Origin of the sequence: Oerskovia sp. Root22 (assembly GCF_001429135.1) — a bacterium.
GTDB classification, from domain to species: Bacteria; Actinomycetota; Actinomycetes; order Actinomycetales; family Cellulomonadaceae; genus Oerskovia; species Oerskovia enterophila.
On sequence record NZ_LMIL01000007.1, the window covers coordinates 208,421 to 225,430 of the forward strand.

At 72.4% G+C, this 17,010-nt stretch carries 12 protein-coding genes; all 12 read right to left on the reverse strand.

The window, feature by feature from the left end; all coding sequences use genetic code 11:
- Positions 1-133: 133 nt before the first annotated feature.
- The 12 genes from ftsY to ileS all read right to left on the reverse strand — a co-directional run bounded on the left by ftsY (position 134) and on the right by ileS (position 16,849).
- Entirely contained in the window at positions 134-1,315 is a 1,182-nt protein-coding gene (ftsY, locus tag ASE15_RS05805; protein WP_056762125.1) for a signal recognition particle-docking protein FtsY, read from the reverse strand.
- Between the two features lie 71 nt (positions 1,316-1,386).
- Positions 1,387-1,881: a hypothetical protein gene (locus tag ASE15_RS05810; RefSeq protein ID WP_157257468.1), complete on the reverse strand. Its 495-nt coding sequence runs from the start codon at positions 1,879-1,881 to the stop codon at positions 1,387-1,389.
- 137 nt (positions 1,882-2,018) lie between these two features.
- Positions 2,019-5,597 (reverse strand): chromosome segregation protein SMC, encoded by a 3,579-nt coding sequence (gene smc, locus ASE15_RS05815; protein ID WP_200960514.1) that lies wholly within the window; start codon positions 5,595-5,597, stop codon positions 2,019-2,021.
- 162 nt (positions 5,598-5,759) lie between these two features.
- Positions 5,760-6,224, reverse strand: coding sequence for a nucleoside-diphosphate kinase (gene ndk / locus ASE15_RS05820; RefSeq protein WP_056648652.1), 465 nt, complete (start codon positions 6,222-6,224; stop codon positions 5,760-5,762).
- 23 nt (positions 6,225-6,247) lie between these two features.
- The gene (locus ASE15_RS05825) at positions 6,248-6,736 is read right to left on the reverse strand and encodes a DUF4233 domain-containing protein (protein ID WP_255354249.1); all 489 of its coding nucleotides are present in this window, start codon (positions 6,734-6,736) and stop codon (positions 6,248-6,250) included.
- Between the two features lie 5 nt (positions 6,737-6,741).
- On the reverse strand, positions 6,742-8,478 hold the full coding sequence (locus tag ASE15_RS05830; RefSeq protein ID WP_082618237.1) for an MDR family MFS transporter: 1,737 nt from the start codon (positions 8,476-8,478) through the stop codon (positions 6,742-6,744).
- A gap of 80 nt (positions 8,479-8,558) precedes the next feature.
- Entirely contained in the window at positions 8,559-9,209 is a 651-nt protein-coding gene (locus tag ASE15_RS05835) for a TetR/AcrR family transcriptional regulator (protein WP_056762126.1), read from the reverse strand.
- Positions 9,210-9,282: 73 nt separating this feature from the next.
- The gene (gene dhaM / locus ASE15_RS05840) at positions 9,283-10,041 is read right to left on the reverse strand and encodes a dihydroxyacetone kinase phosphoryl donor subunit DhaM (protein ID WP_056762129.1); all 759 of its coding nucleotides are present in this window, start codon (positions 10,039-10,041) and stop codon (positions 9,283-9,285) included.
- Positions 10,042-10,048: 7 nt separating this feature from the next.
- Positions 10,049-10,693: a dihydroxyacetone kinase subunit DhaL gene (dhaL, locus tag ASE15_RS05845; RefSeq protein WP_056648646.1), complete on the reverse strand. Its 645-nt coding sequence runs from the start codon at positions 10,691-10,693 to the stop codon at positions 10,049-10,051.
- Positions 10,694-10,781: 88 nt separating this feature from the next.
- Positions 10,782-11,777: a dihydroxyacetone kinase subunit DhaK gene (dhaK, locus tag ASE15_RS05850; protein WP_056762131.1), complete on the reverse strand. Its 996-nt coding sequence runs from the start codon at positions 11,775-11,777 to the stop codon at positions 10,782-10,784.
- Positions 11,778-12,032: 255 nt separating this feature from the next.
- Complete coding sequence (locus ASE15_RS05855) at positions 12,033-13,481, reverse strand: folylpolyglutamate synthase/dihydrofolate synthase family protein (protein WP_056762134.1); 1,449 nt, start codon at positions 13,479-13,481, stop codon at positions 12,033-12,035.
- A complete protein-coding gene (ileS, locus tag ASE15_RS05860) occupies positions 13,478-16,849 on the reverse strand; it encodes an isoleucine--tRNA ligase (RefSeq protein ID WP_056762137.1) in 3,372 nt (1,123 codons plus the stop codon). Before ileS ends, ASE15_RS05855 begins: the two co-directional genes overlap by 4 nt.
- Positions 16,850-17,010: the final 161 nt, after the last annotated feature.

The window sequence follows — 17,010 nt, forward strand, 5'->3', positions numbered from 1 at the left end:
TTCCCTGCGACTGTCGCGCGGTTACGCGGGTGTGACGCGGTGCACTCGTGTGTAAACGTTGCGTTACCCGGGCCCGTCAAGGCCCCGCCCAGGCCGGCCCGGCGGCGTCCTCGCCCCCGGGCCGGCCGCGGGTTCAGTCGCCCAGAAGACCGTCGACGAACTCCTGCGGGTCGAACGGGGCCAGGTCGTCGGGCCCCTCACCCAGGCCGACGAGCTTGACCGGCACGCCCAGCTCGCGCTGGACCGCGACCACGATCCCGCCCTTGGCCGTGCCGTCGAGCTTGGTCAGCACGATGCCCGTGACGCCCGCGATCTCCCCGAAGACGCGTGCCTGGTTGAGCCCGTTCTGGCCCGTGGTCGCGTCGAGCACCAGGAGCACCTCCGACAACGGCGCCTCCTTGGTGATGACGCGCCGGATCTTGCCCAGCTCGTCCATGAGGCCGGCTTTGTTCTGCAGCCGGCCCGCGGTGTCGACGAGCACGACGTCGACACCCTCCTCCCGGCCCTGACGGACCGCGTCGAACGCGACGGCGGCCGGATCCGCGCCGTCCCGGTCCGAGCGCACGGTGCGCACGCCCACGCGCGCGCCCCAGGTCTCGAGCTGGTCCGCCGCGGCGGCGCGGAAGGTGTCGGCGGCACCGAGCACGACCGTGCGGTCCTCGGCGACCAGGACGCGCGCGAGCTTGCCCACGGTCGTCGTCTTGCCCGTGCCGTTGACACCCACCACGAGCACGACGGCGGGCAGCCGGGACCCGTCCTCGGCCGTCTGCGGGGCCGTGGCGAGCGAACGGTCCATGGTCGGGTCGACGAGCGCCACGAGCTCCTCGCGGAGCAGAGCGCGCACGCTCGCGGCGTCGCGCACGCCCAGCACTCGCACCCGCGTGCGCAGCGAGTCGATGAGCTCGCCCGCGGGCCCGGCGCCGACGTCGGCCAGCAGCAGGGTCTCCTCGAGCTCGTCCCAGTCGTCCTCGGTCAGGTGGTCGCGGGAGAGCACGGCGAGCAGCTTGCTGCCGAGCGGCGAGCCCGAGCGTGCGAGGCGCCCGCGCAGACGTGCGAGACGGCCGCCGACCGCCTCGGGGACCTCGACCGCAGGAGGAGCCTCGAGGCCCGAGGGCGCCTCGGCCGTCGCCACACCGCCGCCCTCGGCGGCCTCGGCGGATTGCTCCCCGGGAGCGTCGCGCTCGAGCGTGGTCGTGCCCGACGGGGCGGGAGGGAGGGAGTCGCGCGACCCCGAGCGCCGACGGACGCCGAGGAAGCCGAGCCCGAGGACGACGAGGACGGCGAGGGTGATCCAGAGCCAGAGGAGATCGTTCACCGTCGAAGTGTCTCAAATCCGGGCGCGACGTGCGGGCAGGCGGGCCAGGCGTCCTCGCAGGCGCGAAGAGATCAGTCCTGCGGGAGGACCGGGGGGCTGGTCGGCGCCGTCGTCGACGAGACCGACGGGACGGTCCCCGTGGCGGGGCGGCGCACGCCCGCGCTGTGCAGCGTGTGGGTCGCGCGCTCGCGGGCCCGGTGCAGCACGTCGGTGATCTCGTCCGCGTCGATGTACGCCGGGTCGTCGACCTCGGTCGCCGCGAAGAACTCGTCCATGCCCGTGTCCACGGGCTCGACCGTCGACCTGCCGGCGTGCTCGTCGCGACGGGAACGACGCCAGGAGGTGAGTCCCGACACGAAGTCGCGCCAGAAACCCTTGAGCCCGACGGGCGGACCCGTCCGGTCGTTGCGGTCGTCGATGCGCGTGACGACGCTCGCGAACAGGAAGACGACGACGGCCGCCACGAGCGCGATCCCCAAGAACACGAACATCCAGAACATCGTTCGATTATCACGGGAGAACGGCCAGGCGACCTTCGCTGCGGCGGCGAGTCCGATGTTCGCCACAGCATCTTCACGGGACCGGGTCCGCGAGGTGACGAAGGACACGCCCTCGGCGCCGGCCTCCACGCCTCGATGGCCGCAGCCGTACCCGCGCGCCGGTCGCTCGCGCACGGCGCCGCGACCCGACCGCCTGCTCGTCGCTACGCGGGGACCTCGTCGCGCAGCCGCTGGCTGATGACGGTCGTGACCCCGTCTCCCCGCATGGTGACCCCGTACAGCGCGTCGGCGATCTCCATGGTGCGCTTCTGGTGCGTGATGACGATGAGCTGAGAGTCCTCCTGGAGCTCGCGGAAGATCTCGAGCAGACGGCCCAGGTTCACGTCGTCGAGCGCGGCCTCGACCTCGTCCATGACGTAGAACGGGCTGGGACGAGCCTTGAAGATCGCGACCAGGAGCGCGACCGCCGTGAGCGAGCGCTCACCGCCGGACAGCAGCGACAGCCGCTTGACCTTCTTGCCCGCGGGACGCGCCTCGACCTCGATTCCCGTGGTGAGCATGTCGTCCGGGTTCGTCAGGACGAGCCGCCCCTCGCCGCCCGGGAACATCCGACCGAACACGTGGACGAACTGCTCGGCCGTGTCGTGGTACGCCTCGGTGAAGACCTGCTCGACGCGCTCGTCGATCTCGCGGACGATCTCGAGGAGGTCGGCCCGCGACTTCTTGAGGTCGGCGAGCTGGGTCGTGAGGAACGTGTGCCGCTCCTCGAGCGCCGCGAACTCCTCGAGCGCGAGCGGGTTGACCCGGCCGAGCTGGCCCAGCGCCCGCTCGGCCGAGCGGAGCCTCTTCTCCTGCGCGGCGCGCACGTACGGCTCGGTCACGGGCTCACCGTCCTCGTCCTCGCGGACCGTGCCGTCCTCGGCGAGGACCGGCACCGGGCGGTCGGGCCCGAACTCGTCGAGCAGGACCTCGGGGTCCAGGCCGAGCTCGTCGACGCTGCGGCCGTGGAGCTGCTCGATCCGCAGCTGCTGCTGGGTACGAGCCACCTCGTCGCGGTGTGCCACGTCGGTCAGCTCACGGAGCTGGCTCGCGAGCGCGTCGACCTCGGCCCGCCGTGCCGAGACCGCCTGGTCGAGCTCTCCCCGCGCGGCCTCCGCCGTGTCGCGCTCCTCGCGGGCCCGTCCGAGCGACCGGTCGAGCGCGGCGAGCGCGACCTGGGCGCCGTCGCGGACCGCCTCGGCACGCTCGGCCTGACGTACGCGCGCCGCCTCCCGCGCCGCCGCACGCTCGCGGGCGGCACGCTCGGTCGCCGCCGCACGGGCGAGCGACTGCGCGCGCCCCGTCAGGGCCCGCGCACGTTCCTCGCTCGTGCGCAGCGCGAGCCGCGCCTCGGTCTCGGCCGCGCGTGCAGCGGTCGCGAGACCGTTCGCCCGGTCGCGCTCGGCCGTCGCGGCTGCGACCGACTCCTCGGTCTGCTCGGGTGCCGAGGCCGCCTCGTCGTGACGTGCGACGAGCCCCGCGAGCTCGGTCTGCTCGGCCACCAGCATGGCCTGCGCCTTCTCGAGGGACGCGCGCACCCGGGCGGACTCGGCCGCGGCCGCGCGCGCCGTCGCGCCCAGGTGTCCCAGCTGCTCGGCGACCGCGGCCAGGGCCGCGTCGGACTCGTTGAGCCGGTCCAGGGTCGCGTCGTAGCGCTGCTGCGCCTCCTCGGCCTCCTCGAGCGCGCCCACGAGGGCGAAGCGGGTCCGCTCGCCGCGCGCGACGGCGTCGTCCCGCGCCGTCTGCGCCTCGTCGAGCGCCGACTGCAGGTGCAGGACGCTGGGCGCGGTCGCCGAGCCTCCCCAGGCGCCGTGCGCGCCGAGCAGGTCGCCGCCCCTGGTCACGGCGGTGACCTGAGGCGACGACGCCACGAGGGCACGGGCCTGCGCCAGGTCGTCGACGACGACCACGCCGTCGAGCAGGAGCTCCACCGCCGAGGCGACCGACCTCGCGGGCGTGACGACGTCCGCGGCCCACGCGGCGCCGTCGGGCAGGACGACGGACCGTGCACTCACCGTGCCCTCGGCGGGCGCTCCCCCGCCCACCACGAGGCTCGCGCGCCCTGCGTCCTCCTGGCGCAGGTGGCGCAGCGCGTCGACGGCCGCCTCGAGGCTCTCGACCGCGACCGCGTCCGCGGCCGGCCCCAGGGCGGCAGCGATCGCGTCCTCGTACCCCGTGTCGATGCTCAGCAGCGCCGCGAGCGAGCCGAGAGCGCCCACCTGGTCCGCTGCGAGCAGCGCGCCCGCACCGTCCTTGCGGACCAGGCTCATCTCGAGCGCCTCGACGCGGGCGCTCCAGGTCGCGCGCTCGCGGTCCGCGGTCTGCTCCTCCTCGCGCAGCCGTGCGACCACGGCCCCGGTGCGCTCGACCGCGTCGGCCGCCTCCTCGTGCTCGGCGTCCAGGCCCTCCTCGCCCTCCTCGACGCCCACGACCTGCGTCTCGAGCGTGGCGAACTCGACGTTCGCCTGGTTCCCCCGCCGCTCGGTCTCCGCGAGCGACTCGCGCAGGCGCCCGATCTCCGCCTCGGTCGCCTCGACGCGCGACCGCCGAGCGGCGACCTGGCCGGCCAGGCGCGCGAGGCCCTCACGGCGGTCGGCAGCGCCCCGCAGCAGCGTCGCGAGCGCCCGCTCGGCGGCCTGCGCCTGCTCCTCGACCGCCGTCCGTTCCCCCACGGCCGCCTCGAGCGCAGCGCGCGCGACCGCGACCTCCGACTCGAGCTCGAGCTCGGCCGCCCGGGCGCGCGCGGCCTGCGCGTCCAGGTCGTTCGGGTCCTGTCCGCGCTGCACGGTCTCCGGGCGTCCCAGCAGGCGCAAGCGCTCGGCCGCGAGGGTCCGTGTCCCGCCCAGCCGCTCCGTGAGCGAGGACAGGCGGTACCAGACCTCGCTCGCGCGGGCCAGGGCGGGCGCGGCCTCGGCCGCCTGCGTCTCCAGAGCCCCCAGCGCGTCGCGCGCGGCCGCGAGCGACCGCTCGACCTCACCCTGGCGGGCCCGCAGCGCCGACTCGTCCGCGATCTCCTGCTCGAGCGTCGCGGTGAGCTGGGCCAGGTCGTCCGCGAGCAGCCGCGCCCGCGCGTCGCGCAGGTCGCGCTGGACCACCTGTGCCTTGCGCGCGATCTGCGCCTGGCGTCCGAGCGGGCCCAGCTGACGCCGGATCTCGGCCGTCAGGTCTCCGAGGCGCGTCAGGTTCGCCTGCATCGCGTCGAGCTTGCGCAGCGCCTTCTCCTTGCGCTTGCGGTGCTTGAGGACGCCGGCGGCCTCCTCGATGAAGCCGCGCCGTTCCTCGGGGGTCGCACGCAGCACCGCGTCGAGCTGCCCCTGACCCACGATCACGTGCATCTCGCGCCCGATGCCCGAGTCCGACAGCAGCTCCTGGATGTCCAGGAGCCGGCACGACGACCCGTTGATCGCGTACTCCGAGCCGCCGTTGCGGAACAGCGTCCGGGAGATGGTCACCTCGGAGTACTCGATCGGCAGCGCGCCGTCGGTGTTGTCGATCGTCAGGGACACCTCGGCACGCCCCAGCGGAGGGCGGCCCGTGGTCCCCGCGAAGATGACGTCCTCCATCTTGCCGCCGCGCAGCGACTTGGCGCCCTGCTCGCCCATGACCCAGGACAGGGCGTCGACGACGTTGGACTTGCCCGAGCCGTTCGGTCCCACGACGCACGTGACCCCGGGCTCGAAGCGCAGGGTCGTCGCCGACGCGAACGACTTGAACCCGCGAAGGGTCAGGGTCTTGAGGTGCACGGGTCAGAGCCTAGTGCGACGTGGCGGGTGAACCGGGGAGGTGACGGTCTGTTCCGGCCCGGCCCCGGACACAGGCAGGCGCCCCCGTCGAAGGACGGGGGCGCCTGTCTGCAGGGTGCCGTGCCGGCGGTGCCGGGCGTCAGCGGGTCGTGCGGGAGCCGCTCAGAGGCCCGGGAACCAGAGCGCGATCTCCCGCGCGGCGGACTCCGGGGAGTCCGAGCCGTGGACCAGGTTCTGCTGGACCTTCAGGCCCCAGTCGCGCCCCAGGTCACCACGGATGGTCCCGGGCGCGGCTGCGGTCGGGTCGGTCGTGCCGGCGAGCGAGCGGAATCCGGGGATGACGCCCTGGCCCTCGGCGACGATCGCGAGCGTCGGGCCCGAGAGCATGAAGTCGACCAGCGGCTGGTAGAACGGCTTGCCCTCGTGCTCGGCGTAGTGCGCCGCGAGGAGCTCGGGGGTGGCGTCCAGGAGCTGGACGGCGGCCAGGGTGTAGCCCTTGGCTTCGATACGGCGGAGGATCTCGCCCGACAGTCCACGGCGGACGCCGTCGGGCTTGACCAGGACGAGGGTGCGCTCGATGGTCTCGGAGAGCGCGTCGGCCAGTGCGGGGGCTGCAACATCAGTCATGCGCACGACCCTACCGGCCCTGCTCACATGTTCGGCGCGGTCTCCGGGTGCTCTGCGTCGTACTCGGCACGCTCACGGTCGATGCGCCCGCCGAGGCGCAGCGAGACGATCCACAGCACCACGAAGATGCCGCCCACGAGGAACATCAGCGGGACGGCGAAGCCGCACGCGATGACGGGGATCTGCACGGCCGAGCCCGCGACGTACCCGCCCGGCCCGCCGACCATGCGGCTGAGCAGGAGCAGGACGACGATCAGGGTGCCGCCCACGATCCAGATCGCCGGCCCCGAGGGCACCTGCATCTTGTCCGGCCACGCGTAGGGCACGTTGCGCAGCCCGTACGCGACGAGGGTCGCGAACAGGATCAGGAACGCCTCCAGCATCAGCGTCGTCGACGTGAACTGGATCTTCGCGGACTTCTTGGCCTTGATGCGGGGCGCGTCCGCCGCGCCCTCCGCCGTGGGGGCGGAGGACGCGACGGACCCGTCGACCGGTTCGTTGGTGGAGCTCACGGGGTTCAGTTTACCGGCGCGTCCTGGCGGGAGAATCCGCCCGCCGGGTCGTCGCCCGTGGGGATGGTGGCACCGTCAGGCCCGACGGCGTCGCGCACCGGCGCGTCCGTCCCGCCCTCGACCAGCGCGCCCTTCGGGTCGGCGATCGCCTCGCCGCGCGCGACCATGCCGGCCTCGCCCGAGAGCTTGACCTCCTTGAGGAACAACGCGAGCACGAACCCGACGACCACGAGCGGCACGAGGTACCAGAACGCCGGGGCGAGCGCGTCCGTGAACGCGTCGATCACGCCCGTCTTGACGGGCTCCGGGAGGGCCTGGACCGCGGCGGGGGTCAGGCTCGACGCCTCTCCCCCACCCGTGGCCGCGCCACCGGGGATGACCTCGGCGAGGTTGGCCGACAGCCGCGTCGTGAAGATCGTGCTGAAGAGCGCCGTGCCCACGGCGGCGCCGATCTCGCGGAAGAAGTTGTTCGCGCTCGTCGCGGTCCCGATCTCGTGGGGGTCCACGGAGTTCTGGACGGCCAGCACGATGGTCTGCATGACGAGCCCCATGCCGGCACCCATCACGAAGATCATGGCGCCGAACAGGACCATGGACATGTCGCCCGTGATCGTCGTGAGCCAGATGATGCCCGCGGTCGTGATCGCGAGGCCCACGACGGGGTAGATCTTGTAGCGGCCCGTCTTGGTGATCGCGAACCCGGACCCGATCGCCGTGATCATGACACCGACCATCATGGGCAGCATGAGGAAGCCGGACTCGGTCACGCCTGCGCCGGTCGACATCTGCAGGAACGTCGGCAGGAACGCCAGCGCGGAGAACATGCCCATGCCGAGCACGAGGCCGATGAGCGTCGCGATGGTGAACGTGCGGTTCTTGAAGAGGTGCAGCGGCAGGAGGGGCTCCTCCGCACGCCGCTCGACCACGATGAACAGGGCGATCGAGGCGAGGGTCGCGGCGACCATGCCCAGGAGCTTGGGGTCGGACCAGTCGTAGCCCCGGCTGGAGGTCAGCGACTCCCAGCTCGTGAGCAGGACGATCCCCGAGGTCCCGACGACCAGGAAGAAGATGCCGGCGACGTCGATCTTGCGCCCCGAGCGGTGGCTCGGGAGCTTGAGCGTGAACCATGCGACGAGGAACGCCGCGATGCCGATCGGGACGTTGATCCAGAAGGCCCAGCGCCAGCCCGGGCCCTCGGTGAACCAGCCGCCGAGGAGCGGACCGATCACGGCCGCGATGCCGAACAGGGCGCCCATGGGTCCCATGTACTTCCCGCGGTCCTTGGCCGGGACGATGTCCGCGATGATGGCCTGCGACAGGATCATGAGGCCACCGCCACCGAGGCCCTGGACGGCTCGCCACGCGACGAGCTCGGGGAACGTCTGGGCGAAGCCCGCACCCGCGGACGCGATGGTGAACAGGCCGATCGCGACGAGGAACGGCCAGCGGCGTCCCCACAGGTCGCCGAACTTGCCGTAGAGGGGCATGACGATCGCGATCGCCAGGATGTAGGCCGTGATGACCCACCCCTGGTGCTCGACGCCGTGCAGCTCGCCGACGATCGTGGGCATCGCGGTGCCGACGATCGACTGGTCGAGCGAGGACAGGAACATGCTGGCCATGAGCGCGCCGAAGATCAGCCAGACCGTGCGCTGCGTCAGCACGATGAGCGGCTTGCCGTTCTCGGCAGACGCGCCGGCCCCGGTCGGCGCGGCCGACGTGGTGGAGCGGGAGGTGGACATGAGGGATCCGTTCGGGTGGGGTCAGATCGGTGGTGACGCCCGCCGACGCGAGACGGCGGGCGTGGGCGTGGTGGTGGCGGTCAGCCGGGGCTGCCGGGTTCTCCCGGCGGGCGTCCCGGACACACGAGCGCCCGGAGCTGGTCGACGACCGAGCCCAGGTGGTCGACCGGCTCGCCCGTGCGGCCGAGCCGTTCCCACTCGAGCGTCGTGGTGCGCAGGAGCGCCATCACGACCATCGCGAGCAGCTCGGGCTCGGGCACGAACGGGTGCTGGGTCCGGCGCCGGTCGAACACGTCGATCAGCCCGGTCCGCAGGTTCTCGATCCACCACATGTGGCGGGCGAGGAGCCGGTGCTCGCGCTCAACGAGCTTGATCGCCCGGTGCACGCGCTCCAGGGACATGACCTGGTGCGCGAGCAGGTCGGCGACGAGCTCCTGGAGGTCGTCGAGGAGGTCGCCCGTGGGACCACCCGCCACGAAGTCCTGGACAGCACCGGCCGAGGGCGAGAACTCCTCGACCCCGAGCACGGCGTCGTCCTTGGACGCGAAGTAGTTGAAGAAGGTCCGCGTCGAGACGCCGACCGATGCGCAGATGTCGTCGACCGTGACCGCGTCCAGCCCGCGTTCGAGCACGAGGGTCTGGGCAGCGTCGATGAGCGCCTCGCGGCGTTCACGCTTCTTGCGCTCGCGCAGCCCCGTGGGGGCGACAGAGGGTTCGACAAGGTTCTGCACAGCAAGCAAATTTACACGTCGTGCAACTTTGCAGGCAATGCAGTCTTCACGTGACGCTCGTCACCGGCGCGGATCACACCTCGCCGAAGCCGCCCTCGACCGCGGCGACGGCCGCGTCCCGGGCCTCGTTGGCCTGCGGGCCCTCCGCGGCGATCACGAGCTCGCGACCACCGGTCGCGCCCAGCTTCATCATCTCCAGCACGCTCGCGGCGTTGACCCCGTTGATCGTGACCTTGGCGTCGTAGCCCGCGACCAGCCGTGCGAGGATCGCCGCCGGACGCGCGTGGAGCCCCAGCGGGTTGCGGAGCGTGACCGAGCGCGGCGCCCCGGGCGAGTCGTCCTCGAGCCCGGCGGCCGCGGCCAGCTGGTCCGCGGGGCCGGCGGGCGGCACGAACCCGTCGTCGGGCGCCCCGCTCTGCGCGAACGTGCCGCCTGCGGCCTCGGCCGAGGCGAGCACCTCGGCGAGGGTCCCGCCCCCGTGGGCCGTGACCGCAGCGGCGACCGCCCCCTCGACGAACGGCGCGTCCGCGAGGACGACCCGCCCGTCGAGCGAGTCGTCGAGCTCGATGACCGACTCGATCGTCATGACCGCCGAGCCCAGGTCCGCGAGGACCACCACTCCCTCGGTCCCGACGAGCCCCTCGGCGACCGCGGCGGACACCACGTCGTGGCTGGTTCCGAGGCTGCCGTCGTCCGTGCCGCCCGCGGGCAGGAGCAGCACACCCGGGGCCATCTGGGCGGCCAGCTCCGCGGCGCCCTGCGCCAACCGGGCCGAGTGGGACACGAGGACCAGGGCGATCCGCGCGCGGTCGCCGACGTGTGGGGTTGTCATCCGGACATCATTCCCCGGGAGCATCGACCGCCGCGACCGCAGCCCGGAGGATCACCACGGTCGAGGTCGCCCCCGGGTCCTGGTGCCCGACGCTGCGCTCGCCCAGGTAGCTCGCGCGGCCCTTGGTCGCGAGCATCGGGACGGTCGCGAGCGCCCCGGCCTCGGCCGCGGCGAGCGCGGCCTCGAGGACCCCGGCCGGGTCGCTGCCGGAGTTCGCGGCCTCGACGGCCGCGTCGACCGCGGGCTGCCACGCGTCGACCATGGTCTTCTCGCCCGGGACCGCCTTGCCGCGAGCCGTGATGCCCTCGAGCGCGCCCTCGAGCAGCGCGACGACGGCGGACGAGTCCAGCTCGGTGAGTCCCGTGACCTTCGCGGCGCGCAGGAACGCGGTGCCGTACAGGGGTCCGGACGCTCCCCCGACCGACGACATGAGGGTCGTGGCGACGAGCTTGAGGACGTCGCCGATCTGCGCGGGCTGCTCCTCGAGGCCGTCGAGCTTGGCGACGACCGCCTGGAACCCACGGTTCAGGTTCTCGCCGTGGTCCCCGTCACCGATCTGACGGTCCAGCTCGGTGAGCTCGTCCCGCGACGACACGATCATCGTCGCCGCGCCTCGCATCCAGCGCACAGCCCACGCAACGTCCAGCGTCATTCCTCGCCCTTTCGTTCCTGTCCCGGGCACGGCTCCCGAGGAGCAGGGTCCGGGGCGCCGCTCCCCGGCTCTCGGGGGTCGGCTGGAGTCACCACCGCAGAGCGGCGGTGTGCACGGGCGCGTCCCACAGCGCGGTCAGCTCGTCGTCCAGCCGGAGCACGGTGACCGAGGCCCCCTGCATCTCCAGCGAAGTGACGTAGTTGCCCACGAGCGAGCGTGTGACTGCCACGCCGCGCGCCTCGAGCAGCCTCCGTGCCTGACGATAGACGACGTAGAGCTCGGACTGGGGCGTACCGCCCATTCCGTTAACGAACAGCAACACTCGCTCCCCGCCTGCGAGCCGCAGGTCCTCCGCGACGGCGTCGACGAGCATGCCGGTGATCTCGTCCGCGGTCGCCATGGGGATGCGGTGCCGGCCCGGCTCGCCGTGGATCCCGATCCCGATCTCGATCTCGGTCTCGTCGAGGTCGAAGCTCGGCTTGCCGACGTGCGGCACGGTGCAGGCCGAGAGCGCGACGCCCATCGAGCGGACGTTCGCGACGACCCGCCCGGCGATCTCGGTGACCTTGCCCAGGTCGTCGCCGCGCTCGGCGGCGGCTCCCGCGATCTTCTCGACCGCGACGGTGCCCGCCACCCCGCGGCGACCCGCGGTGTAGAGCGAGTCCTCGACCGCGACGTCGTCGTTGACGAGGATGCTCGCGGCCTGCGTGCCCTCGGCCTCGACGAGCTCGAGCGCCGTCTCGAAGTTGAGCACGTCGCCCGTGTAGTTCTTGACGATCGCGAGCACGCCCGCGCCCGAGTCGGCGCCGAGGATCGCGGGCACGATCTGGTCCGGCGTGGGCGAGGTGAACACCGCCCCGGGGACCGCGGCGTCGAGCATCCCCGCGCCGACGAAGCCTGCGTGCAGCGGCTCGTGCCCCGCACCGCCTCCGCTGACGAGCCCGACCTTGCCCGGCACCGCGCCTCCGGCACGGGACACGTACAGGGGTGCCCGGTGCACCTCCACGAGGTCGGCGTGGGCCAGCTCGAACCCGTCGAGCGACTCCGTCACCGCATCCTGCGGGTCGTTGAGCAGCTTCTTCATGGCGCATCCCTCCGTCGGACTGCTGCGGCACGTCCGGCCGCGTGCACTGCTCGCGCGCCGGTGGCTCGTGCCCCGGCGCCCGTCCCCCCATCAAACACCCCCGCAGCGGCCGTGGCACCCAGGGAGACGTCCGGGGAGGTCCCGTCCGCCCGACGACGCAGGGTGCCCCTCGGAGCGAGGGACACCCTGCGTCGTGGTCGGGTCGAGCGGAGCCGCTGGGCCGCGACCTGCTGCGGCGCGCCGCGCGCCGAGAGGTCAGCCGCGCCCGAGCAGGATCCGGACGTCGGCCGCGGTGATGACCGAACCTGTGACGAGCACTCCCGTGCCCACACCGACGCCCACCGAGTCGTCGCGCTCGGCGAGGTCGACCGCGATCGCGAGCGCCTCGTCGAGACGCTCGGCCGTGTGCACCCGGTCCTCGCCGAAGACCTCGATCGCGACCTCGGCGAGGTCGGTCACGTCGGCCGAGCGCTCGGCCGAGTTGCGCGTGATGACGACCTCCGCCAGCACGGGCTCGAGCACCGAGAGGATCTGCTCGGAGTCCTTGTCGCCCATGATCGCGACGACCCCGATCAGGTGCTCGAACTCGAACGCCTCGTCGATCGCCGCGACGAGCGCCTCGGCGCCCGCCGGGTTGTGCGCGGCGTCGACGATCACGGTCGGGCTGGACCGCAGGACCTCGAGCCGTCCCGGAGAGGTCGCGTCGGCGAAGGCCGCCTCGACCACACCGCCGTCGAGCGCGCGACCGCCCGAGAGCAGCGCCTCGGTGGCCGACAGCGCCAGGAGGGCGTTGTGGGCCTGGTGCTCACCGATGAGCGGCAGGAAGATCTCGGTGTAGAGACCCGCGGGCGTGCGCAGGTCGACGACCTGCCCGCCGACGGCCGGGGTCCGCCCGGCCACCGCGATGTCCTGGCCCTCGCGCAGGACGCGCGCGTGCTTGACGGCTGCCGCCTCGATGACGATCGCCTCGGCCGCGTCGCTCTGCTCGGCGAGCACGACGACCGCGTCCTCCTTGACGATCCCCGCCTTCTCGGACGCGATCTCCTCGATCGTGTGACCGAGCCAGCGCGTGTGGTCGATCGAGATGGGCGTCACGATCGCGATGTCGCCGTCCACGACGTTGGTCGAGTCCCAGCCGCCGCCCATGCCGACCTCGACGATCGCGACGTCGACGGGGGCGTCGGCGAACGCCGCGAACGCCATGACCGTGAGCACCTCGAAGAAGCTCAGGCGAGGACCGCCCGCCTCCTGCGACTCGCGGTCCGCGACGCCGACGTACGGCGCGACGTCCTCCCAGATCTCGACGAAGCGCGCGGGGCTCACGGGCTCGCCGTCGATCGCGATGCGCTCGGTGACCGAGGTCAGGTGCGGGCTCGTGAAGCGACCCGTGCGCAGACCGTGCTCACGCACGAGCCGCTCGACCAGGCGCGAGGTCGACGTCTTGCCGTTCGTCCCCGTGATGTGGATCGTGCGGTAGGCCTTCTGCGGGTCGCCGAGCAGCTCGAGGACACGCTCGACGCGTTCGAGCGTCGGGTCGATGTCGTGCTCGGGGGCCCGGTCCATGATGTGCGCGTACACCGTGGCCAGGTCCTCGAGCGCGGCGGCCTCCTCGGCCGTGCGCTGGTGCGCGGCACCTCCGGGACGCCGGGCGTCCTTGTCCCCCGGGCGTTCGCCGGCGCCACGGCCGACGCGGACGCCGCTCATGCCTGCGCCCCGTCGGTCTGGTCGGACGACGCCTTGGCGACGAGCACGCTGCGCTCGTCGGTGGGCGACAGGTCGATCGTGACGCTCACGGCGAGAGTCTCGCCCGCGATGAGCTCGCGGTGGTCCTCGACCGCCCCCTGCCAGGGGCCGGGCACCGAGAGCGACAGGTCGATCCGGTCGGAGACGTCGAGTCCGGCGGCCTTGCGGGCGTCCTGGACCTCGCGCACGATGTCGCGCGCGTAGCCCTCGGCCAGGAGCGCGTCGTTCAGCTCGAGGTCGAGGACCACGAAGCCGCCAGTGGGCAGCACGGCCGCCGCGATCGACGGAGCCGCCGGGTCGACCTCGTCGTGGCCCTGCTCGGCGAGCACCACGGTCGTCAGCTCGTACTCCGAGCCGAGCAGCGGCACGTCGCCGTCGGGCGTCTCGACGACGACGAACCCGTCGTCGCCCACGCGCCACGACCCCGCCTTGGCGGCCTTGATGGCCGCCTGGACCCCGCGCCCCAGGCGCGGACCCGCGGCACGCGCGTTGACCGTGAGCTTCTGCGAGACGCCGAACTCGTCGGCCGCACCGGACTCGAGGTCGAGGAAGCGCACGGACTTGACGTTGAGCTCACGGGCGAGCAGGTCGCCGTAGGGCTCGAGCGCGGCCGGGTCCTCGGTCACGACGGTCAGGGTGCTCAGCGGCTGGCGCACGCGCAGCGAGTGCGCCTTGCGCAGCCCGAGCGAGAGGGAGGCCACCGAACGGACCAGGTCCATCGAGGAGACGAGCGCGTCGTCGGCGACCAGGACGCCCGCGAGCGAGTCGCCCGTGCCGTCGGTCGTCTCCTGCGCCGCCACGCTCGGCCAGTCCGTCAGGTGCACGCTGCGCCCACCCGTGAGCCCGCGCCAGACCTCCTCGGAGAGCATGGGCGCGAGCGGCGCCATGACGCGCGTGAGGACCTCGAGGGCCGTCCAGAGCGTGTCGAACGCGTCCTTGTCCTCGTCCCAGAAGCGGTCGCGCTGCGTGCGGACGTACCAGTTGGTCAGCAGGTCGAGGTGCTCGCGCACGGTCTCGCACGCGCCCGCGATGTCGTACGCGTCGAGCTGGGTCGTGGCGGTCGCGACCAGGTCGTGCGTGCGCGCCAGCAGGTAGCGGTCGAGGGCCGGGAGGTCCGCGACGCGCTCCGGTGCCACGCGCTGCGCGGTGTATCCCGAGCCGCCGTTCGCGTTGTTCGAGTAGAGCGTGAAGAAGTAGTACGTGCTCCACAGCGGCAGCATCACCTGGCGCACCGAGTCGCGGATGCCCTCCTCGGTGACGATGAGGTTCCCGCCGCGCAGGATGGGCGAGCTCATGAGGAACCAGCGCATCGCGTCGGAGCCGTCCCGGTCCAGGACCTCGGAGACGTCCGGGTAGTTGCGCAGCGACTTGCTCATCTTGCGCCCGTCCGAGCCGAGCACGATCCCGTGCGAGACGGCCGAACGGAACGCCGGGCGGTCGAACAGAGCCGTGGCCAGGACGTGCAGCGTGTAGAACCAGCCGCGGGTCTGACCGATGTACTCGACGATGAAGTCGCCCGGGTAGTGGTGCTCGAACCAGTCCGCGTTCTCGAACGGGTAGTGCACCTGCGCGAACGGCATGGAGCCCGAGTCGAACCAGACGTCCAGGACGTCAGGGATGCGGCGCATGACGGACTTCCCGGTCGGGTCGTCCGGGTTGGGGCGTGTCAGGTCGTCGATGAACGGCCGGTGCAGGTCCGTGACGGGCACGCCGAAGTCGGCCTCGAGCTCGGCGATCGAGCCGTAGACGTCGATGCGCGGGTAGTTCGCGTCGTCCGAGACCCACACGGGGATGGGCGTGCCCCAGTAGCGGTTGCGCGAGATGGACCAGTCGCGAGCACCCGCGAGCCACTTGCCGAACTGGCCGTCACGGATGTGCTCGGGCGTCCAGGTGATGTCCTGGTTGAGCTCGACCATGCGGTCGCGGAACTCGGTCACGCGCACGAACCAGCTCGAGACCGCCTTGTAGATCAAGGGGTTCCGGCAGCGCCAGCAGTGCGGGTAGGAGTGCTGGTAGGTCTCGTGGCGCAGCACGACCGCGCGCGAGGCGGCCGCGACGCGTGCGAGCGGGCCCGTGCCCTCCTTGAGGTCCTTGATGACCTTGGGGTTGGCGTCGAACACCTGCTCGCCCGCGTAGTCCGGGACCGCGTTGGTGAAGCGCCCACGGGCGTCGACCGGCACGACGGGCACGATCCCCGCGGCGTCGCACACGGCCATGTCGTCCTCACCGAAGGCCGGAGCCAGGTGGACGACACCGGTGCCGTCCTCGGTCGTCACGAAGTCGGCCACGAGCACCTGGTGCGCGGTGGGCCAGCCCTCGGCCGAGCGGTCCGTGAAGTAGTCGAAGGCCGGCGTGTAGCGCAGCCCGGCGAGGTCGGCGCCCTTGACGGTCGCCAGGACCTCGGCGTCCTCCCCGAGCTCCTTGACGTAGGCGCCCAGTCGGGCGGCGGCGAGCACGACCGTGTCCCCGGCCACTGCCGAGCCGGCACCGGCGCGCACCACGACGTAGTCCACGTCCGGCCCGACGGCGACCGCCAGGTTCGAGGGGAGCGTCCAGGGCGTCGTGGTCCAGACGAGGACGAGCGCTCCCGCGGCGGGCGAGGCGACGCCGTCGACGTCCTCGCCGGAGAGCCGGAACCCGACCGTGAGGGCCGGGTCCTGGCGCGACTGGTACACGTCGTCGTCCATGCGCAGCTCGTGGTTCGACAGCGGCGTCTCGTCGCGCCAGCAGTACGGCAGCACGCGGTAGCCCTCGTACGCGAGGCCCTTGTCGTACAGGCGCTTGAACGCCCAGATCACCGACTCCATGAAGGTGATGTCGAGCGTCTTGTAGTCGTTGTCGAAGTCGACCCAGCGCGCCTGGCGCGTCACGTACTCCTTCCACTCGTCCGTGTACTTGAGCACGGACTCGCGGCAGGCGTCGTTGAACGCGGCGATGCCCATGGCCTCGATCTGGGACTTGTCGGTGATGCCCAGCACGCGCTCGGCCTCGAGCTCGGCCGGCAGACCGTGCGTGTCCCATCCGAAGCGGCGCTCGACACGCTTGCCCCGCATGGTCATGTAGCGCGGCACGACGTCCTTGGCGTAGCCCGTCAGGAGGTGGCCGTAGTGCGGCAGACCGTTCGCGAAGGGAGGGCCGTCGTAGAAGACGAACTCGTTGTCGCCGTCCTGGCCCGCCTCACGGTGCTCGATCGACGCACGGAACGTGTCGTCCTTGGACCAGTACGACAGCACGCCGCGCTCGAGCGAGGGCAGGTGGGGGCTGGCGGGGATCTGGTGGCCCTGACCGTCAGGGGCGGTGTCGTCGGTGCGGTGCAGCGGGTAGGCCATGGCTCAGTGGCTCCATCGTGAGTGGCAGGCGGTGGTCCGGGACGTGCTCGTGCGAGGACGACCACCCCTCCCTGGTTCCCGAGGGAGAAGGTGAGCCGCGGTACCACCCCGCTTGCCGTCGTCGGGCACCTGAGGAGCCCGAGCGGCGACCGCTCGACACG